The following is a 19,265-nucleotide window of genomic DNA, read 5'->3' as shown; positions in this document are numbered from 1 at the left end:
TCTTACGCTCCGAATACTTCTTGTATGGTCATATCAAGATGCTCATCTACTTCATCTACCCGAATGACAATCGGTGCTTCACCGACTCCTCCTGGCTGTAAAAACACAACACCATTTGTAAGCCCAATCATCACTTCTTTTCCCGCTGTTACTTGTTTCCCGTAAACTTGTAAAATATGTTGTAAGGGATTGGTTACTTGCATCATACTTCCTCCTTCACGCCTTCTTTTTCTAGTAAACTATCCATAACTTCACCGTATTTCCCGTTAATCAGACGATAAATATTCTTATCAATTTCTCCTGTTGTCACTAATATCTTCAACTCATCAATAAAGTTTTCCATTGTACTTGCTTGAATATCCGCTAATGATTTGTTCCATTGCCTCATACATTGTTTTTCAATGATGTTCCAAATGGAACGATGTGTTTCAAAAAATTCTTCTGCTGTTTTGTACTTCCAATTTTCTAAAGTAAGTGGCTCAAATGGACTAGATGGTTCTGATTCGTACACTGAATCCGGCTCAGATGCATACGCCTCTTCTGGAATCTCAATATCTTCATCAATATCCGCAAATTGTGGCTCCTCCGGATCCTCTTCTGAAGGAATCGGAACTGGTTTTGGTTCAGATACTGCTACATTTAATTTTTGTTCCTCTGTTTGTTCAGGTGATTCCTCTTCTTGTTTTGGGATGAAATCAATAATGAGATCCCTTGGATTCACATATTCATGTAAAGAACGAATATCGATATCTAAAATAGATTGATCTGTATCAAAGTCGTCTCCAAGGTATTCCCAGCGATATTTCATAACCGTTTTTCCTCGGTTCAGAATTGGGAAAGGCTCTATTTTTTCAAATTTATTATCTCTACGTTTCATAAAACGTATAATGGCACTTTCTCCCTCTTGGAATCTCATTAACTCAGTTGGTGTTAATAATGGTTTCGTATCGATTCCTTCCGTTTTACTCTTATCAATAGACAATCCTTTTCCGCTTCGAGATAACGAATTGATTGTTTGATTCCCTAACTTTTCAGATATTTCTTTGGCGGTTTCTTTATTTCCGGATTGAATATAAATTTGATTCCCGCAATTATCTTGAATCGTTGTACTTGCGTCTCCATATTTCATTTTTAATTGAGGAAGAGCTTGCACAATCAGGTTAAAGCGAATATTTCGCCCTAAACAAACCGTAACAATATTCCCCATATCATCAATTGGTGGCATGTTACCAAATTCATCCAAAAGGAAGACTACTTCTCTATGACACTCCCCACCACGAGCTAAACCAGCATACTTAGATAGCACAAAATAGAGCTGTCTAATAAAGATAGAAGCGATCACATGATTACTAGAATCGTAATCCGGAACGATCATAAAGACCGCAATTGGTTTTTCAAAGATAACAATGTTTTCAATTTGTAATCCATCTTGTTTCTCGACAATTTTGTATGTTGTTTCACCTGTATCCTTGTTAATTGTTTGAACCTCTATAATCGTCTTTTTCTTTGTTTCGCTTTCCATTACATGGATACGTTGCCCCTTTCTTACCTTTTGCTTAAAGTTCAGTTCAAAACGTCCTTCTGTATCTGTTTTGATACTCTCTTTCGAACCATCCGGAAATATAATTTGTACCCGCACCCTTGGTGTTCCTATTCCTTGTATACTTTTTCCAAAGCCAATGCGCTTTAAATCGATACTATTACGAGATGTCATTTTTGCAATTCCTTCGAATGTAAAAATAGATAATTTGCTCATTGCTGTACTAAAAATTCCACCTCTTGTTGTGCCACCTTTTGCAAAATTTGAAGTCGCATACTGCATCTTTGCCACACTATCCGCCGGAAGCATTTCAAAGTATATATCTAACATATTTTTCGTATTTCCTTGCATATCAATCACAATCTCTTTCGAACCAAGCTCTGATAACATATTGGCAACCGCATACATACAAATTTTATCTTCTGTTTTTTCCTCAATACATTTATCTATAATCGCTAAAATTAACGCATTACATAAACTCATCGCACTGGTATTCCAAAATGGGTCTTTTACATTTGGATTGTAGTAAAGGGAGTAAGATAAGGTATTACAAAGGGTTTGTGCTGTCGCTGTATCCCCTTGTTTATAGGCATCTTTAATGAGTTGAAGCAAATTATAACTCATAGATTCTAACGGATTAATTAAATTTAAAACTTCAATATGGAAGCCACGTTGTTCCAGTGTTTTTTTTGATGCTGCCAGCAATTCACCCTTTGGGTCATTCGCGATTATAGAGGGTTGTATTTCCGCACGAGAATACGCATCAATCGTTGGAAATACAAAGGTTTCCCCTTTACCAGACCTTGTTGTACCAATGATTAGGTTACTAACTGCCCCATCATCTATGAGTAGTCTTCCAGCTTTTGCACTATCTTTTAATTTTTTAATTTCTTTCCATTTCTCCATCCCTTTTGCATCTATAACCCTTTTCGCTTGTTGGAAAATGTCCTTGCAAGAAACCACATCATAACGGGAAATGACAACGCCACCCTTCCCTTCATATCTCTCCGTTTTATCTGGAATGGCACGATACTGCTGTTTAACTTCATCTAATGTGGCAAAACGAGAGGAATCTTTTTGATTGTGATTCAAATCTTTAAAGCTTGAACGGATTTTGTACGTGAATTGCAATGTACATAAGCTCGCAATCATGAGTAATATCAAATAGAGAAAAAGAGGATGTTCAAAGGTATATAAATCCTCTATTCCAATATGAAAAGGTTTTGGATGTAATAAATCCGAAAATGTTGTTTTCACTATTTCTACAATGACGTTCCCTAGAAAATTAGCAATAAGAAAGATTCCACTAAACAAAAAAGTACTCATCGGGATGAGTACTTTCCATTCAGCTAATTTATATTTTAGTGGTGGCTTTGGATTCACCCTTCCAGACATTTTCTTGCCCTCCTTTTGTTTTCACTATATTTTCTTACACCCCCATAATTTCATCGGCATTAAGTATCTTCTTGCTCTCCTTTCATATTTGTTCCAACTATCTTCTCTTGGTTCAAAAGCTCCTTTACAATGTCTTGTGTAGCTTGTTGTAAAACCACTGTATACACAATAAATGCTAAAACAACAAATCCGATTACAACGGTAATTTGTGTAAAAATCATTGTTATTGTCCCTCCCTTTCTTCTAAAATAATTTTCAATTCACTATAGAATATCCATTGCTTATATCCCATTCGAACAAATAATAAAACAATAGGCGGTGATAATAATAAAGCCATTAAAAACGCTAAATCAGGTATATTTTTCTCTTCTACAAAGACCATACTAGCAAGCAAGCCAATTCCTACTAAAATTGCTATTGGAATGTCTAGTAGCAACATTCGTTTCGTCACTTTCTTCTCCATCCTGCCCCGTATAGACCAAATTATTAGCATATAAAATGCAATCATTAGAATATAAAATACACAAAATCCTATAATTGCGTCTACTGTCTGTTTTTGTGTCCATTCATACCCAGAATGGTTGATTTCCCAAATGATATAACCAATTCCTAGTGCCCCTAACAACATGTAAATCCCTAAACTTATTTTTCTCCCATACGCTATGCATTTTCCCATCTTTATTTTCCTCCTTTTTAGAAAATAAAAGAGCCAGTTGAAGGTTTAACCAGCTTGTGATCCGTTTTATTTATCATTCGTGTGCCAAAGTATTCTTTTCAGGTTGTGACTTCTGTTTTAAGGATAGTCTTATTATTTGCAAACCAACTACAATACCTGTTACAAGGAAAAATAACGGATAAAAAGTCCCATCTTTGTATCCGAGAAAGAAACCGAAAGCAAGAAAACCGCCACAAACACTACTTATCATCAATGTCGATAATCCAAACAAATAGCTTACCTTAAGGATAGTCAATTTTTTATAGTCCTGATCCATTACTAGTACCCCTGTCATGAAACTAGCTCCAATCAAAAAAACTGTCATTAAAAGATACATATCTGCTCTCTCAAAAGCAATACTTGACTCTTGATACCAGGGCATCCAACTTCCTATCCCTTGATACCATGTAATTCCATGCCACCAACCAAACATCCCAACTATTAACAAATAAAGTAATCCTAAAAAATGAACATGATTACTACGAGCCAATTTCTTTATATGATCCATTCCAAATCCCCCTTTTCTATTCAAAATTCAAATTGTATGAAACATATATGACAAAATTTATTTTTTATTTTTGTTTAATGAATACTCTTTATATATTCCCAAGATACCAACTATTGTTAAAATAAGAATAGGGAATACAAACACAACTTCTATTGGCAACCAATCCATTTTGGGAATTGTTACAATTGGTTGTAATTCCATAACTTCTCCTCCATCTCTCATATTTCTATTTCCCCTATAAATTTCTATATAAAAAGAGCTGGTTGAATATCCAACCAGCTTGTTATCTTTTCTAAACGAAATCCTAATTTGTACTTAAAAAGTATTCATCGATTAAGCATAATGAATTGAGGAAATTTAATATCAATTTCTATTGGAGGTAATGTTTGAAAACTGGCTATGATTTTTGTGTTTGCCTCTTTCATTTGTTGTAAAAATGATAAAAAACCATTTACTTCTTCAGCAAATAAATAAGATGTTTCATCAATTATTACAAAGTCATATTGTTTAGCTAAATCGATTATTTCTTTGCTCAATTTCACTTTCGGACAATCCGGATTACATAGGTTTATAACATCTAACTTATCTCCTTCAAACGATTCTTTAAGATCTTCATACTCACCAATAAAGTCTAAAACCATTACGTTATCCAACTTGATAGCAAGTTCTTTTAAAGTTGCTGTTTTACCTGTAGCAACACCGCCAACAATCTTTAAATTTTCCTTTATGTTCACATATAACTCCCAATATATTCACCCTACTTTTTCCCTTCTATCATTAAACTAAAACGGATGATTTTGGTTTATCTCCTCCATCCGCTGGTGGGTCTACTGGCGGTTTCGGTTTATCTCCTCCATCCGTTGGCGGGTCTACCGGCGGTTTCGGTTTATCTCCTCCATCTGTTGGTGGATCTACTGGCGGTTTCGGTTTATCGCCCCCATCCGTTGGCGGGTCTACCGGTGGTTTCGGTTTATCTCCTCCATCCGCTGGTGGGTCTACTGGCGGTTTCGGTTTATCTCCTCCATCCGTTGGCGGGTCTACCGGCGGTTTCGGTTTATCTCCTCCATCTGTTGGTGGATCTACTGGCGGTTTCGGTTTATCGCCCCCATCCGTTGGCGGGTCTACCGGCGGTTTCGGTTTATCTCCTCCATCTGTTGGTGGATCTACTGGCGGTTTCGGTTTATCGCCCCCATCCGTTGGCGGGTCTACCGGTGGTTTCGGTTTATCTCCTCCGTCCGTTGGCGGATCTACCGGCGGTTTCGGTTTATCTCCTCCATCCGTTGGCGGATCTACTGGCGGCTTCGGTTTATCTCCTCCATCCGTTGGCGGATCTACTGGCGGCTTCGGTTTATCTCCTCCATCCGTTGGCGGATCTACTGGCGGTTTCGGCTTATCTCCTCCATCCGTTGGCGGATCTACTGGCGGTTTCGGCTTATCTCCTCCATCCGTTGGCGGGTCTACCGGTGGTTTCGGTTTATCTCCTCCGTCCGTTGGCGGATCTACCGGTGGTTTCGGCTTATCTCCTCCGTCCGTTGGCGGATCTACCGGTGGTTTCGGCTTATCTCCTCCGTCCGTTGGCGGATCTACCGGTGGTTTCGGCTTATCTCCTCCGTCCGTTGGCGGATCTACCGGTGGTTTCGGCTTATCTCCTCCGTCCGTTGGCGGATCTACTGGCGGTTTCGGCTTATCTCCCCCATCCGTTGGCGGATCTGGTAATGGAATAGAAGGTTTTTCCTCTATAACAGGCGGTTTTACATGTTCTTGTGGAATTACATCTCCGATGCTAGCTACTGTTGTATCCTTTATATTTCCAAACACAAGTTGATTATCTTTCGTTTCTGTTGGAACGCTATTCGATGCAACAATCGCAATATCATCTGTATTTAAATGGCTCGATTTTGATAATTCCTGATCTAACATAGCTACCACACGAGATGTCGCTTCATCTGAACTTTTGATATGACTTGCAATCTGTTTATCTTTTGTATTCAATTGTTGCTTTTCCATATAATCTAATACAAATGCTACATTTTGATTGGGCTCCTGACTCTTTACAGCATTTTCTGTTAAAGAATCAAAATCCTTTTCTTGTAATTTTTCTAGTTCTTTCTTTTCTTCTTGTTTCTTTTTCTCATTTTCTACTTTTTTAGAAACAGATGCTTTTTTATCTGTTTTTTTACTTTGATCTGAACCAAACAAGCTACATCCCGATAAAAGCCCTACAGATAAAGAAGTCGCTGTAACCGTAAGCCCCATCTTTTTTAAGACGTTTTTATAATCGATTGGCATTTTATTTCCTCCCTCAGATTTCCTTCAATATTTTATCTATGTTTTCAATCTTTTTCTTTTTCTCGTCCTCTGGCACTGTTGATTGCTCCACTTCTTTCTTTTCTACTTCCTTCACCTGTTTCATCACATTCTTATTGCCCTGTGCCTTCGCAAAAGTAAAGCACTCTTCATATTTTTTAAGTCTCAAATATGCATCTACAATGGATTGTTCCCGGCGACCATCTATACTCACCTTGTCTTTTAAGCGAACAACCTCTTCATCTTTTTTTGCCAACACTGCTTTTTCAAAGTCAATCACATCATTTTTGACTTGAACCTCATTTACTTTTTTCAAATTATCAATGGCTACATAGTAGCTCACAACGCTTTCAGCAAATTTCGGTTCATACTGTAAGGCCTTATTTGCTTTTCCGCTTAACAAGTAAGAGAATAAAACTGCTTTTTGACTCTCCTTATCTAGTTCTTTATAATCCAACTGCTCAAATTCTTGAATTGCCTTTGGATATTGCTGAATCGAAGCTTGTTGAAGCCCTTTAACTAAATGCGTATTTGGTTGAGTTGTTGCTTCAACTGGCTTAGATGGCACAGCATACAAGGAAAACACACTCACAGCTCCTACTACGATTCCACCAATTGCTCCGCCAATCATTTGAAACAGATGTTTTTTGTTCCCTCTTTCCTCTTCTAAAGGAAAATCTATTTTGGCTTGTCGTTCCCCCTTCACCCTGGTTTTCTCTTCTGGCTCTTCTACTTCTTCTGGTGGCGCAATCTTTTTCAAAAATTCTTCGATATCTTCTTCCATAAGTTTTAACAGTGCCTCTTTTTGCTTTTCTTGTTCTTCATCCATTTCCATAGAAGAAAGTTTATTCTCTACATGTTCATACAAATGAGAAGCATAACCAGAACCTAAAGACAATGTCCCTGCATACACCTCTTCACTGTCTTGATCTAAAATATGAAAATCTACATGGATAATATTTTGTTGTTCCTGTAATTCTTGTTCTAGTCGGTACGTAATCTTACAAGCATCCTGTAAGGACATCTTTTGAAAACTTTTAATCTCTGGTGTTGCACTTTTGGTAAACATGACCTCTAACATAAATTATTTCCCCCTCTCCTTCCTAACGCTTTATGGCATATAAAAAGAAGCTATACAAGTGCATAGCTTCTTTACCAAAACATATTTTATTGTATATTCACATCCAAAAGAACAAAATAGACCCAAACTTGATATTACTATTAATGCCTTCTGCCAATCCTTTTGCACCCATTACAATAATTAATCCTACAGCTGAACCAATAAACCAGCCTTTACTCTGATGTCTTCCACGCTCACCACCCCAGATAAGGTAGTAACCACCTATACAAAATGCGATAGCCGCACTAATGATTCCTAAACGTTGTGCCCAAGTTAAAACTGCTTCACCTGTACTAACTAAACTAGACATGCCATCTCCGGCTCCTAAAATCAAGTTGTTTAATTTAAACATATCTACACTCTCCTTATATTTGTGTTATACAATTTCACTTGACGGAGAAAGCGTACCCGTATCTTCAGGTACCTTGCTAGATCCTTTCTCTTCTTCTACAAATAGAGTGAGCGCTTCTAAGATTAAGTCTTGATTTCCTTCAACGAACTGTTGATGTTGTGCGTGTAACCAATTTTGATAGCTTTCTCCTTTAACTTTCAATAACTTTTCTACCAAGTCTTTTGATTTTTTTAAATCTTTTTGTGTAACAGTTGGAATAGGCAATTTATCACACCGCCTTTCTATCCTCTTATTTATCGATATACATTTCCTTCATATTACGGACAAACACGTCTAGTTCTTTTTCTAACTCAGATGGTTTGTATTTATCTAGTGCGATTTGTTTTTTCAGCTTCCCTTTTTCATAATAAGCCAATGTTTCTCCATTTTGTTCTAAACCATAATCTGCTTGGTTTTTCTCACCATCATAATTAGGGTGATTACTATCTAATTCCTTACCATTTACACCATTATTCTTTAACGCTCTTTGAACTTGATTCATATACCCCTCGCGATCTTCTTTGCGGAAAGAATACATGACAAATGCGGTTCCATCCTGTGACATAAATTTTTTCATCTCTTGAGGGCTTAGTTCTTCAAGTTCTCCTTTCTTGCTATTAGAAAATACCAGTGTAGAGCCAATCCCTAGAACGGCAACCAATGCAACGATAACGGCAATGATTTTTGATTTTTGAGTCATACTTTTGACCTCCCTATGTTATTAAACAAGCGATTTTGGAGTCTACTGAGAGTTCAGATTATTTCTCCACATCTGGTTATCATTATAGCAAGAATATTGGGAAAATAGTGATAAATAACCATTTATGGCTGATATGGTAAACCCTATATTGGCATGCATAGCTGGTTCCCTCCCGAACGACCGCTAAGCCCAATACTGCACAACGTTTTGGCATGTACGTAGAACCTTATGTATCTACTGTTTTATATTTTCATCGCTTCTTTAGAATATCAATACAGGAGATTCCTCACGATTACTCACGCAAACAGATCATAAACACAACGTATTTTCCCATGGCCACAGGTGTGTTTTACGTACACACACACCGAACAATAAATCAATCGTATACCCAACCCTTCTAGTGACCGTTTCGAAAGGGGGCACGCATGTGAAGTTTTCAAAGGGCAATTGTGCTTTGATAAGGAAAAACTTTCGTTTTGAACGTCTATAAAAATAGTTACGAAATTGTTGGTTTTCCATTATCATCGGATAAAGCTAGCTATCTCAGCACACTCCAAAACCGCTTGTTTGTTCTCAAAAATCGTTTTATTTCCGCCGTTGGCGCACGGTTGTCAATTCATCATTCTGGTTTCTTCTCTTGGCAATTATTTTTTGTTTTTCATCCATGACTGAACGGACACGGTAATAGATCTCTGCGACCCTCTCAATGTTTCCTGTCGTATCTTCTACCGCTACTGCTCCTTTTAGCTGATACACTTTGCCATCGAATGTTTTGACACTTTGTGCACATGACGACGATATATCATAGAATGCAAGTCTTTGCTCTTTTCCCATGTCTATCGCCTCCTTCAAAGGGAAGGACTTGAAATCCCCCCTTTCACCTTGTATAGTTTTCTAGCCATCTATATATCATGAATGACTGTGAAATCCCGAAAATCTTATACGATTCTGTTTAATTCCCTAATACCCTGCCAATAAGACTGTACGGCTAATACTGCCTGTGCTTCAGATGAACACTTTGTAATTTCTGGTAAAAAACTTTTCCCTTTGTATTCAAATAGAGTTTCTTCTCGAAATGTATCTCTTTCATATTCTGCTATTTCTCGATGTATGAGATGTTGACCTTCGGTGATTTTTTCAATCAGATAATTGGATGGTTTCACTTTCATTTTTTGAAATTCTTCCGCATTTGCTTCCATCAATTTCATATATTTTCTCCTTTCTGAAGTAAAAAGAGTATTTTTGAAAGGTAAGACTATGCTAGAACTGTTGTCTGACACGATGTAGCAATTCGTTTCGCCCTATTTTTTCCGTATATACGTTGTAATACGGAATGAGATTCTACGACAATTGAAGTTCGAATATTATAGGTAGCACTTTCTTTTAAAAACTGCTCTATATGAGGGATGGGATAAAGATCAAATTGATAAAAAACGAGATGAATCGGTCGGATCTTCTTCTTTTCAGTTAGGAATTGGAGAAAATGAGATAACGCCTCTCCTCTATCTTCATACGTACTAGTAACCGTATCTATACTGACATACATGATCACTTTTTGATTACTTTCATAATCTATGGACACTGTATCACTTAACAAATTGTGTTTTACAATGTGATATCCTTGCGCTAGCTTCTGTCGATGTGTATCTTCATAAAATTGATCCGTTGGATCGAAAATAAAGATAAATTTTTGTTCGGCTTTTCTTACACCCTCAATCACTGTCCTATAAGCTTCTTGAGAAGCTTTTGTCACATCTACACCCTTTTCTCCTCGATTGAAAATCCCGATCGCCTGTAGAAGCCCTGAGCACCTTTGAATTACTCCTAGCATGTCTATGTCTCCTTTCTTCTTTCATTCTTTGAAACTCTTTACTTAATATTGAAACCCAAAATATTCCCGTTTCTTTTCCAGATTTCCAGTCCTCATTACATGTTCATCTAATACCTCTAACAATTTTGTAATGGTTCCTTCTCTTGTCTCATTCGCTGATAAAACCAAAACCTTAAAAATTTGATAGGCTGGATGACGTTGATCGAGAGAATCTGTTATCTCCGACAAGTACGTCTCCTGATTGTTTACTTTTTGTATGAACGCTCTAACCTGTTCCAAATCTAAGTAATACAAGTCCTTATGCCGTTGATTCAGATACAAAATACTACCTGCCAACAACTTTGTAGCGGATTCAATCCAAAAATCATATCGTTCTTTTGGTTTGACCACTGTTTGTGCGATTGAAATTGCTTGCATGAGATCTTTGGAAAGCCAATCACCCTTACGATGCATCTTTCCGTTTCCCGGTCTCCCTTCAATCCATGTATTTGAACGACTCCTAACCATTGGCTCCCTCAAAATAAATGGCTGTTTGGTTGTACCGATGTAGACTCCTGACATCTCATTTCATCCCCTTTCGGTTTCTTACACCTTGCTCCCTATCCAAAACACAATTGCCCAAATGGGAAGTGCAAGTATACATGCATTCCGACAGCCAACAAAAAAACCAAGCGAATTTTCATCTATTTCACTGAAATGAGCTTGGGTTTTCGTCATATTTTCTTGTCTCATCTTGCAATTCTCCCTTTCTTATTTGGAGTTATTGTGCTTTCTTACGATTTCTTACTGCAAATATAGCTCCCATTGCACCAAATGCGATACATGCAAGCCCGATCCATTTTATATATGGATTTTCAGCTTTGCCACCTGTTGTTGGAAGATGAGTTACTTTCTTTGGTGCTTGTTCTGGTTGCACCTTCGTCACAATCGCTTGTGGCTTTTCTACCTGTGGAACGACCGGTTTTTCTGTTACTTTTGGTTGTTCCGGTGTCTGTGGTTGCTCCGGTTGATGTGGTGTCTCTGGTGTTGGTGGCGTTGGTTTCTTCTCATCCTTCTTTTCCACAAACTGATAAGATCCAAACGGTAGATTATTTACTTGAATCAAACCGTTTTTGTCAGTCTTGTGTTCACTGATCTTCCCTTTACTGTCCTGAAGAATAAATGTTGCACCTTCTAGTTTTTTATCAGGAGTTTCTCCATCTACTTTGAGAAGTTGCACATTCCCTTTCACTTCTTTATTTTCAACAGTAAATGAAAGTGTTTTTCCTTGCTCTTTAATCTGGAATGAGTACTTTGTTTTATTGATAAGGTATCCTTCTACACCTTTCGTCTCAACAAAATAGTACTGCCCATATGGAAGATCCTTTACTTGAGCAATCCCTTGCTCATTTGTAATGGCTTTAGTGACTTCTTTTCCATCCACTGTATATACCGCGAACTCTACTTTCGGAAGAGTTTTCCCACTGTCACTTAGCTTTTTAATCTCGATGTTTCCTTTTACTTTCGTATTCGCTACAGTGATGGTTGCGACTTCACCTGTTTTCACTTCAATCTTTTGAGGTTGGTCATTCAGTACATAACCAGTCGGTGCTTTCACTTCTTTCAGGGTATAATTCCCGATTTCTAAACCAGAAAGGCTTGCTGTACCTTGCTCATTTGTAGTCATTGTGCCAACTTTTTCGTTTGCACTGTTCATGACTTCAAATACAGCACCTTGTAGCAATTCCTTTTGCTCTCCTACTTTTATAACTTTCAATCCACCAAGGGATTTCCAGTTTACTTGTAGATCGGCACTCACTTTTTCCTCATTTTTTTCTAAAAGGACTGTTGCATCTTGCACTGTGTCAGTTCCTTTATAGGCTACTGCATGCAACTTAGAAAGGTTAGAAGTTATTTTTAAGGAAAAATTACCAGTCTGAGAGGATTTCGGTATCAGAATACGGAATTGTTCCCCTAAATTGAATTTTTGTTTTGTTTCTCCATTTGTTGAAACAACTTTTGTTCCATTTGGTGCATTCGCTAGTTGAACTGTAAACACACCATTCTTAGCGTTACTTTCATTTTGATACACTGTCGTTTCAAAGTACTCACCGTTTAACTTTGCTTCTTGATTGTCTGTTGGTGTTACATTCATGTATATTTCTTGTGTTTCCTGACTTGCATTTGCCCCATCAATAATTGTTTTTACGGCTTTTGCAACATTCTCATTCTTATGCTGAACTTCACTAATGTCAATTTGACCTAATGATGCCCAAACACTAAGCTGGGTCGCATAATGCGCCTCTTTCCAATCGGAAACACCTAATTCTTCAGGACTCTTTTGCGGATATCCATTTAGAAGAACTTTATATACAACATTGTCTGTACGTCCCATCTCTGGAAGATCTTCACCCCCAGGTGACCGAAGTCCATATGTAAGGCAGTACGCAATTTGACCACTCTTATTCTTTAATAATTCGGTCCGAAGGTCTTTGCCATACATGGGGCTATAACTCCAATTCATTTCGTATTTCTCATGATTGATGACTTCAGCACTTGCTTTCGTCAGTGGAAATACTAAATTCAAGACAACAAGAAGCGTACTCATGACAATGAGCCACACTTGATACGATCGTTTCAACATGCCTTAACAGCTCCCTCATATTATGCAGTTTTCAAAGGTCAATAATTCTGAACCATTAATTCTATTTGAATTAATGATTTTTTTTACTATAATAAATCTTATATGGTTACTTTGTATCTTTATCAAAATAAAAGTAACTATCTTTAGGTTATTCTCGAACTCGATAATACGTTGGTACAAAAAAGTACTCTACAGGCTTGTTGAAAAAACCGGAAATTTTTTCCGCTCGTTCAGCATTAACTCCGGACCTGCCCTTCTCTATAGAATGTAGCACTTGGGGACTAATGTTTAATATCTGAGAAATAAACTCTAATGAACAATTTTGGGCCTTTCTCTCGTATTTTAAAGACATTTCATAACCTCCTTTCGGTTACCCTTACGTGTATCATATATCACTTTTAAAGTTAAAACAACTACTTTTTTGTTTTTTATTGGGATTTTTTCATTTTATTATCACTTTTAAAGTTACAAACCCTCTTCGGAGTTATAACAAACGTATATCCTACAAAAAAACGCACAACATATCATAAAATTAAGAGGGAGGAAAAATAAAAATGAGTATTTTTGGTGCACGTGTAAAAACATTAAGACTAGAAGCTGGATGGAGTATGAAACAGCTAGGTGAAAAAATAGGAGAGGTTAGTGGAACAAGTTTCGCTCAAACAACTGTTTCAAATTGGGAAAATAAAGGGGCTGAACCTCCATATAACGTTTTAATAGTTATAGCGAATCTTTTCCAGGTCAGTACAGATTATTTAGTTGGCAATACTCAAACCATTCAAGACAAGGGATTGTTTTTAGAAGAAAATCAAATAAAAAAGGATATTAATATAAAGGAACAAGAAGTTGAACAAAGTCACGAGCCACCTTTTATGACAACAGATCTTTATGAAGATCTACTTGCATTGCCAATAAGCAAAAAAGAGCAATTAGAGAAGCAACTTCATGAATATACAGAATTTATTAACTATAAGTATGACAAATTACAAGAAGAATATATGAATTTTAGAAAATACATTCAATACGAAATTAAAGCCTCCAGTTCAAATTAACCGGAGGCTTTTCATAGGTTACATTCTTCTATTCTTACATTAACGATTGATATCTCATAATAATAGTTATACAATAGGACATATAAAGAAATATAACCTTATTAAAGTTACTAAAAATAAAAAATAAAAAACAAAAAAATAAACCCTACCACAACCTATTTTTAATTGGCAAATCACTTTGGCCGGTGAACCAATTAAAAACTCAATCAGAGTAGGGGGCTTATTTATAATTATGTTTTCTACATATTTATTATAGCATGTAAAAAATATAATGTGAATAAAAACCTCTACTTTTCCAGCATTTTTCTGTTTCTTTGTGGTGGAAAAAATAGGAGGTTTTTTCTGTGTTATTAAACAACTTTTTGCTTAGTCGAGCAAAAGCTGAATTAAGTCCTCGAATTAAACATTTACCCAAAACACCGGGAACTATTAATCAAGCAATCAAGAAAGTTACTACTTATATTGATAATATTGTCCATGATGAATATGAAGGTGTTACCACAAAAGATTACCTTACCAAAAGACAATTTGAAGCCTTTGAGACTATCTTATCTTATTTGGTACAAGAAGGTTATGCCCAAGTAAGGCAAGAACACATTTGTAAAAAATCAGGAATTTCTAAACCCATTATTAATTACGTGTTGAATTGGCTGCAAGATTTAGGAGTATGCCAACAAATAAAGGTAAGACGGCACGGAAAGATTGCTCCTTCCGTTTACATCTTGACTATACATAACAACTATTTAAAAATTATTGAATACTTCAAGGTAAAATGGGCTTTAGCTATTGATATATGCTCTACTTTTACAGAGTTTTTAAAGAAGAAAATTTCTCAAGAAAAAAGTAAACCTGAAAAGGAAAACCAAATATCTGTTTCCTCTAATGGATTAGATATTTTTGATATTAAAACAGAGCGAGAAGAAGATTTAAACACTTACTTAAGTGAAGATCAGAAAAGAGCTTACCACCATATAATGAGTCAACGTGTAACAAATTTAACTGAAAAAGATGCTTATGTTATTGCTTTAAGATTGCCACCAGATTTAAATAACTTAGAAACGTCTGGTGAGTGGGCTTTTGAAGAATCTGTTAAATGGTTCAGAGATAACAAAGCTGATTATAGCGCTCCTGCTCATTTTATGACAATGTTTAGTGAGAAATTAAAGTTTTATCAAAAACAAAGAATAATTGAATCTCAAAAACGTCTTGCGAAAACGGGGATAGAAAAAAAGAATAATAGTACAATCCCATTCGATTTATTCAAAAAAATGCTTATTCCGAACCTGTAAACCTTATTTTCAAAAAAATAATTATCATTTAGCCTTGCTTGAAAAAATCACACATAGCAAGGCTATTTGTCATGTCTTTATTAAGACTCCACTTTCTTTAAGTTTCTTCAAGCACTTAAAGAAAAAAACAACCGCATTTTTTACTAGAATTTTCATATTCCGCTTAAAATTCTAGTAAAAAAAGCCTTCCCTTTTAAAAATGAATACCCCAAATTTACCCACATTTTAACCTAGGAATTTACTAAGCTATATTTCTAAATCGCTTGTGAGAGTAAGCATCAAAGGATGTATTTTATTTCTAATGTATTTATTGTTTTTACTTTTTTAAAACAAGATTTAATAAATAAAGTAATTTCATATTTAATTTGTATTTTAAAAAGTGAATTTTGTCACTCCTTAGGGAGGAAATACTTTTTACTGGTGATAATTAAAGCAAGCTTAAAATAAGCTAAAGAGATTCCCTATAAATTTACAATTAAAAACATATTACAAACTCATTTATTGAGATTTTTGTGAAAAGACTTACGTTTTAATTTTAAATAGTAATTTTTAACGAAGTTTAGGGATTCCCTTTATATAGAAAAAATAAAATTATAGGATTTTTAACAATTAATGTGGAAGCGTTCTATATAAAAGATAAAGGAGGGCGAACAGTTGCAAGAACGCTCATTTTGGACAAAAGATGTTGCCGAACGCTTAGAAATAGGTACAAGTACGCTTAGGAAATGGTGTATAGCTTTAGAACAGGAACAATATTCTTTTGTAAAAGGTGCAAAAAATAGTCGTGCTTTTGTTCAAAAGGATATTAAAGTACTAGAACAGATGAAAAAGCTGATCCAAGAGGCTGGAATGAGTATTGAAGGAGCCGTGAAGGTTGTTTTATCTGTTCCTTTTGCTGAAGTTGAAACAGATAATGATTTAGAGGATGGTAATAGAACGCCTAGCGTTCTTTCAGAGAACGTAATGAATTTACCTAAAGAATTTATAGAACAATTACTTCAAGAACAGATATTACTAAAAGAGAAAATTCAACAGCTCGAACGTATTGAGATCATGAATGCCGAACGGTTAGAACGCATGGAGAACAGATACAATGAACGAGATAATTTGCTATTAACACATGTTAGAGAGATACAAGAAACTAAACAACTTTTAGTAGCATCTCAAAACAAACAAAAAGAAAAAAAGTGGTGGGAGTTTTGGAAATAGCGCATTTAAAATAATTTATTTTAAATTATAATAAATCAGAGTGGATATATTAGATAATCTTTTTTGAAGTTACACCCAAATTATAAAAAAATAAATGAAAATAAATAATCTTAAATTAAAATGATTTATTTTCATTTAATTATCTTGATTTTTTTGGTTAATTATAGTAAAATGTAATTAAGTTAATTTAAAATGATTTAAAATAAATTTTTCTCAATAAGAAAGGGGTAATATAAATGAAATTCAATTATTTTGTAGAAGATGACAATGGGAATTCCGAGAAGAAGATTACAATTAATGGAGAAATGATAAAATTTCCAAACACATATAGTTATGTGTATAAAGAGCCTGTGCCGCAAGATAAAAAAATTGAAGAATTAGTGCATGGATTAATTCATAATATGGATGTTACTGTTAATTCATCAGCTTTGAAAGGTCAAGTAGCTCAAAGGGTGTTTGTAGGAGAACGTGCCATTCGTTCTGGTGAAGATCTTCAGAATCTTAACATTAAATCAAACCGTGGTAAGCATAGACAAGATACTACAATTATGACAACAGTTAGTGCAATTGCTTGTCGTTCGGTTCAAGATATGTTTAAAAATCAAAACTCAATAGAAGAAGGCACAAATATAGAAACAATTGTTTCTATGGTTACAGCTTTACCAGCTAGTGAATGGACAAAAGAAAAAGCAAAACAACTCTCTGAAAGGTTTACAAATAGTAGTCACCATGTAACGGTAACTGTAGGTGATTTGAGAGTTTATGTAACTTTGAAATTTGAAAAAGTAATTGTTGTACAAGAAGGGACTATTGCCCTATTTGCTTTAATCGAAGATGGTAATGGGAAATATAGAAATGATGACATATTTAATGAGTTTAAAGAAACTTATGATATGAAAGATATAACGGGTGAATACTTCCAAGAAAAACGTCTTCTACACATAGACATTGGTGACGGAACAACAGAATATGTTGTTACAAAAGGCTATGATTATGATAATGATCACAGTTCGGGAGAAAGACATGGTATAGGTCATGCGATTGAACGTGCTAAAAAAGATTTCGAAGATGAATGGGGTTTTGCTATACAAAGACAAGAGTTTGCCGGATATCTAAAAGAAGAGCATCCTAAATATTATGAAGATGCTAAAAAGTTCTTAGCAAGAGCTAAATTTAATTTAGCTGATGAAGTATTAGATACTGCGGAAACTAAATTACAAAATTTAAAATATGACGTAGAAGTCGTGGTTGTCTATGGCGGTGGAAGTATCCAATTAAAAGAAAATCTTTTCGAAGATCTAAAAGAAATTTGTGATTCTAAAAAAATTAAAATATTATGGATTAATGCTAAGAACGCAACAGAAATGAATGTTAAAGGCATGACAGTATTTAGTTCAATTGCATTTCAAAAAGAACAAGTAAAATAGGTGATTATGATGGCTAAATCAAAAGCGATTCAAATTCCATTATCGGAGAAAATGCGTCAAAGATGTCCAGAACTATTTGTTTGGATAGAATCACAGGAAAACCCTAATGAAGCTACAAGAAAGGTGTTAGAACATTTTATAGCGTTATACGGGACACAAAGTGTCGATAACGAAGAGATTAAGCTTGGAATGGCTAAAGACTTGTTAAGTGCAAAAGGCATGCTACAAGGAGATATCCCAAGAGGTTTACCTTCCAAATCACCTTTAGTGTACAAACAGCCAGAAGAGGGTAATGTAATTGAAGAAGTTGAAAGCTCAATAGTAACCGCAAATAAAGATAATCAGCCCAAAAATGTTCATATTGAAAAATCGAAAGAAAAAACTCAAGAAGATCCAGTAAATAAGCCTATAGAAAGAAATATAGATATTAATAAGTGGACGAATTAATAATTTTCTAAAATGAATTTTAAAAGTTACATTTTTATGAGAAGAAGCAAAAAACAACAAGATGCATAATGACATGAGGGAGTGCTTACTTATTAGAGAAGGCACTCCATTTTTGTATTTTTGATAAGGAAGGATGAACATATATGGAAGTTCCAATAGTGGGGTATGTGTAGCAATGGAACAGGATAACGCAACAAGCATTAGCGGACATTAGAAATGATAAAAATGTACTTTTTATATGAAAATAGCTTAATTTTAGATACATTTTCATTCTTATGAAGTAAAAAAGTTCAGTTTTGTAAAAAGATTAAAAGCGTATTCTACTGGTAATGTCCGATAAGTATCATTAGCGGACATCGAGTCATTAAAAATAGCTATTTTATGTCCACTAATATACGAAATAACCCTTAAAATGAATGTCCGCTAATATTTATTGCGTGATTTGGTTCCATTGCTACACATACCCCATGCCCATCAACTTAAGAACGAAAACAAAATGAACTTTCGTTCAAACAAACTAAAAAACTCTTAAAATACTATTTATCCTTAAAAAGGAGCATGCCAAATATACCTAGTTAGGTATCATTTTAAAAATTATGCAACTTTCTTTTGTTTTCCAAACCCATTATACTCATAAACGACACCCATAATATCAAAGATAGTTTTCTTCTCATATCGATGAGATTTCCGTCCATTCTTCTGTAGGAGGTC

24 protein-coding genes are annotated in these 19,265 nt (G+C 35.3%); 5 read left to right on the top strand and 19 right to left on the bottom strand.

Annotated elements, in window-relative coordinates; translation table 11 throughout:
- Positions 1-2: 2 nt before the first annotated feature.
- The 19 genes from AC3WVZ_RS32660 to AC3WVZ_RS32570 form a co-directional block, all read right to left on the bottom strand.
- Positions 3-206, bottom strand: a complete 204-nt coding sequence (locus AC3WVZ_RS32660) for a hypothetical protein (protein WP_086413242.1) — start codon at positions 204-206, stop codon at positions 3-5.
- Positions 203-2,935, bottom strand: a complete 2,733-nt coding sequence (locus AC3WVZ_RS32655) for a VirD4-like conjugal transfer protein, CD1115 family (protein WP_233937050.1) — start codon at positions 2,933-2,935, stop codon at positions 203-205. Before AC3WVZ_RS32655 ends, AC3WVZ_RS32660 begins: the two co-directional genes overlap by 4 nt.
- A 59-nt stretch (positions 2,936-2,994) precedes the next feature.
- A complete protein-coding gene (locus AC3WVZ_RS32650) occupies positions 2,995-3,156 on the bottom strand; it encodes a hypothetical protein (RefSeq protein ID WP_179193173.1) in 162 nt (53 codons plus the stop codon).
- A gap of 2 nt (positions 3,157-3,158) precedes the next feature.
- Positions 3,159-3,611 (bottom strand): hypothetical protein, encoded by a 453-nt coding sequence (locus AC3WVZ_RS32645; RefSeq protein ID WP_086413243.1) that lies wholly within the window; start codon positions 3,609-3,611, stop codon positions 3,159-3,161.
- 73 nt (positions 3,612-3,684) lie between these two features.
- Positions 3,685-4,158, bottom strand: coding sequence for a hypothetical protein (locus AC3WVZ_RS32640; RefSeq protein WP_086413244.1), 474 nt, complete (start codon positions 4,156-4,158; stop codon positions 3,685-3,687).
- A gap of 57 nt (positions 4,159-4,215) precedes the next feature.
- Positions 4,216-4,380, bottom strand: a complete 165-nt coding sequence (locus tag AC3WVZ_RS32635) for a hypothetical protein (protein ID WP_002188122.1) — start codon at positions 4,378-4,380, stop codon at positions 4,216-4,218.
- 104 nt (positions 4,381-4,484) lie between these two features.
- A complete protein-coding gene (locus tag AC3WVZ_RS32630) occupies positions 4,485-4,892 on the bottom strand; it encodes a hypothetical protein (RefSeq protein ID WP_233937049.1) in 408 nt (135 codons plus the stop codon).
- Between the two features lie 43 nt (positions 4,893-4,935).
- The gene (locus AC3WVZ_RS32625) at positions 4,936-6,447 is read right to left on the bottom strand and encodes a hypothetical protein (RefSeq protein ID WP_233937048.1); all 1,512 of its coding nucleotides are present in this window, start codon (positions 6,445-6,447) and stop codon (positions 4,936-4,938) included.
- Between the two features lie 13 nt (positions 6,448-6,460).
- A complete protein-coding gene (locus AC3WVZ_RS32620) occupies positions 6,461-7,546 on the bottom strand; it encodes an LPD25 domain-containing protein (RefSeq protein WP_233937047.1) in 1,086 nt (361 codons plus the stop codon).
- 97 nt (positions 7,547-7,643) lie between these two features.
- Positions 7,644-7,937, bottom strand: a complete 294-nt coding sequence (locus AC3WVZ_RS32615) for a hypothetical protein (RefSeq protein ID WP_002187987.1) — start codon at positions 7,935-7,937, stop codon at positions 7,644-7,646.
- A gap of 24 nt (positions 7,938-7,961) precedes the next feature.
- Entirely contained in the window at positions 7,962-8,201 is a 240-nt protein-coding gene (locus AC3WVZ_RS32610) for a hypothetical protein (protein ID WP_233937046.1), read from the bottom strand.
- Positions 8,202-8,226: 25 nt separating this feature from the next.
- Entirely contained in the window at positions 8,227-8,676 is a 450-nt protein-coding gene (locus tag AC3WVZ_RS32605; RefSeq protein ID WP_086413249.1) for a hypothetical protein, read from the bottom strand.
- A gap of 585 nt (positions 8,677-9,261) precedes the next feature.
- On the bottom strand, positions 9,262-9,510 hold the full coding sequence (locus AC3WVZ_RS32600; RefSeq protein WP_002187991.1) for a hypothetical protein: 249 nt from the start codon (positions 9,508-9,510) through the stop codon (positions 9,262-9,264).
- 104 nt (positions 9,511-9,614) lie between these two features.
- Positions 9,615-9,884 (bottom strand): hypothetical protein, encoded by a 270-nt coding sequence (locus AC3WVZ_RS32595; protein WP_233937045.1) that lies wholly within the window; start codon positions 9,882-9,884, stop codon positions 9,615-9,617.
- 47 nt (positions 9,885-9,931) lie between these two features.
- On the bottom strand, positions 9,932-10,507 hold the full coding sequence (locus tag AC3WVZ_RS32590) for a TraM recognition domain-containing protein (protein WP_086413251.1): 576 nt from the start codon (positions 10,505-10,507) through the stop codon (positions 9,932-9,934).
- A gap of 42 nt (positions 10,508-10,549) precedes the next feature.
- A complete protein-coding gene (locus tag AC3WVZ_RS32585; RefSeq protein ID WP_425594326.1) occupies positions 10,550-11,014 on the bottom strand; it encodes a type IV secretory system conjugative DNA transfer family protein in 465 nt (154 codons plus the stop codon).
- Positions 11,015-11,092: 78 nt separating this feature from the next.
- Positions 11,093-11,239, bottom strand: coding sequence for a hypothetical protein (locus AC3WVZ_RS32580; protein WP_179193176.1), 147 nt, complete (start codon positions 11,237-11,239; stop codon positions 11,093-11,095).
- A 28-nt stretch (positions 11,240-11,267) separates the two neighbouring features.
- Positions 11,268-13,130, bottom strand: a complete 1,863-nt coding sequence (locus AC3WVZ_RS32575; RefSeq protein ID WP_233937044.1) for a thioester domain-containing protein — start codon at positions 13,128-13,130, stop codon at positions 11,268-11,270.
- 148 nt (positions 13,131-13,278) lie between these two features.
- A complete protein-coding gene (locus tag AC3WVZ_RS32570; protein WP_086413254.1) occupies positions 13,279-13,482 on the bottom strand; it encodes a helix-turn-helix domain-containing protein in 204 nt (67 codons plus the stop codon).
- Positions 13,483-13,684: 202 nt separating this feature from the next.
- Between AC3WVZ_RS32570 and AC3WVZ_RS32565 the strand changes: the two genes are divergently transcribed.
- The 5 genes from AC3WVZ_RS32565 to AC3WVZ_RS32545 all read left to right on the top strand — a co-directional run bounded on the left by AC3WVZ_RS32565 (position 13,685) and on the right by AC3WVZ_RS32545 (position 18,554).
- On the top strand, positions 13,685-14,182 hold the full coding sequence (locus AC3WVZ_RS32565) for a helix-turn-helix domain-containing protein (protein WP_086413255.1): 498 nt from the start codon (positions 13,685-13,687) through the stop codon (positions 14,180-14,182).
- 344 nt (positions 14,183-14,526) lie between these two features.
- Positions 14,527-15,471 carry a Replicase RepFR55 gene (locus tag AC3WVZ_RS32560; protein WP_086413256.1) on the top strand — a complete coding sequence of 315 codons (945 nt, stop codon included), beginning with the start codon at positions 14,527-14,529 and terminating at the stop codon, positions 15,469-15,471.
- A gap of 654 nt (positions 15,472-16,125) precedes the next feature.
- Positions 16,126-16,680, top strand: coding sequence for a DUF3967 domain-containing protein (locus AC3WVZ_RS32555; protein WP_098679031.1), 555 nt, complete (start codon positions 16,126-16,128; stop codon positions 16,678-16,680).
- 236 nt (positions 16,681-16,916) lie between these two features.
- Positions 16,917-18,107, top strand: a complete 1,191-nt coding sequence (locus tag AC3WVZ_RS32550) for a ParM/StbA family protein (RefSeq protein WP_086413258.1) — start codon at positions 16,917-16,919, stop codon at positions 18,105-18,107.
- Between the two features lie 9 nt (positions 18,108-18,116).
- Positions 18,117-18,554: a hypothetical protein gene (locus AC3WVZ_RS32545; RefSeq protein ID WP_233937043.1), complete on the top strand. Its 438-nt coding sequence runs from the start codon at positions 18,117-18,119 to the stop codon at positions 18,552-18,554.
- Positions 18,555-19,265: the final 711 nt, after the last annotated feature.

It is taken from the genome of Bacillus sp. CPT56D-587-MTF (assembly GCF_058792335.1).
Note: the sequence above shows the minus strand (reverse complement) of the source record. Positions and strands in the feature narration are given on the sequence as shown.

Excerpts from the sequence above, each read along its gene's own strand:
- AC3WVZ_RS32660 (WP_086413242.1), bottom strand. The coding sequence starts at position 206 with ATGATGCAAGTAACCAATCCCTTACAACATATTTTACAAGTTTACGGG.
- AC3WVZ_RS32655 (WP_233937050.1), bottom strand. The coding sequence starts at position 2,935 with ATGTCTGGAAGGGTGAATCCAAAGCCACCACTAAAATATAAATTAGCT.
- AC3WVZ_RS32650 (WP_179193173.1), bottom strand. The coding sequence starts at position 3,156 with ATGATTTTTACACAAATTACCGTTGTAATCGGATTTGTTGTTTTAGCA.
- AC3WVZ_RS32645 (WP_086413243.1), bottom strand. The coding sequence starts at position 3,611 with ATGGGAAAATGCATAGCGTATGGGAGAAAAATAAGTTTAGGGATTTAC.
- AC3WVZ_RS32640 (WP_086413244.1), bottom strand. The coding sequence starts at position 4,158 with ATGGATCATATAAAGAAATTGGCTCGTAGTAATCATGTTCATTTTTTA.
- AC3WVZ_RS32635 (WP_002188122.1), bottom strand. The coding sequence starts at position 4,380 with ATGAGAGATGGAGGAGAAGTTATGGAATTACAACCAATTGTAACAATT.
- AC3WVZ_RS32625 (WP_233937048.1), bottom strand. The coding sequence starts at position 6,447 with ATGCCAATCGATTATAAAAACGTCTTAAAAAAGATGGGGCTTACGGTT.
- AC3WVZ_RS32620 (WP_233937047.1), bottom strand. The coding sequence starts at position 7,546 with ATGTTAGAGGTCATGTTTACCAAAAGTGCAACACCAGAGATTAAAAGT.
- AC3WVZ_RS32615 (WP_002187987.1), bottom strand. The coding sequence starts at position 7,937 with ATGTTTAAATTAAACAACTTGATTTTAGGAGCCGGAGATGGCATGTCT.
- AC3WVZ_RS32605 (WP_086413249.1), bottom strand. The coding sequence starts at position 8,676 with ATGACTCAAAAATCAAAAATCATTGCCGTTATCGTTGCATTGGTTGCC.
- AC3WVZ_RS32600 (WP_002187991.1), bottom strand. The coding sequence starts at position 9,510 with ATGGGAAAAGAGCAAAGACTTGCATTCTATGATATATCGTCGTCATGT.
- AC3WVZ_RS32595 (WP_233937045.1), bottom strand. The coding sequence starts at position 9,884 with ATGAAATTGATGGAAGCAAATGCGGAAGAATTTCAAAAAATGAAAGTG.
- AC3WVZ_RS32590 (WP_086413251.1), bottom strand. The coding sequence starts at position 10,507 with ATGCTAGGAGTAATTCAAAGGTGCTCAGGGCTTCTACAGGCGATCGGG.
- AC3WVZ_RS32585 (WP_425594326.1), bottom strand. The coding sequence starts at position 11,014 with ATGGTTAGGAGTCGTTCAAATACATGGATTGAAGGGAGACCGGGAAAC.
- AC3WVZ_RS32580 (WP_179193176.1), bottom strand. The coding sequence starts at position 11,239 with ATGAGACAAGAAAATATGACGAAAACCCAAGCTCATTTCAGTGAAATA.
- AC3WVZ_RS32575 (WP_233937044.1), bottom strand. The coding sequence starts at position 13,130 with ATGTTGAAACGATCGTATCAAGTGTGGCTCATTGTCATGAGTACGCTT.
- AC3WVZ_RS32570 (WP_086413254.1), bottom strand. The coding sequence starts at position 13,482 with ATGTCTTTAAAATACGAGAGAAAGGCCCAAAATTGTTCATTAGAGTTT.
- AC3WVZ_RS32565 (WP_086413255.1), top strand. The coding sequence starts at position 13,685 with ATGAGTATTTTTGGTGCACGTGTAAAAACATTAAGACTAGAAGCTGGA.
- AC3WVZ_RS32550 (WP_086413258.1), top strand. The coding sequence starts at position 16,917 with ATGAAATTCAATTATTTTGTAGAAGATGACAATGGGAATTCCGAGAAG.
- AC3WVZ_RS32545 (WP_233937043.1), top strand. The coding sequence starts at position 18,117 with ATGGCTAAATCAAAAGCGATTCAAATTCCATTATCGGAGAAAATGCGT.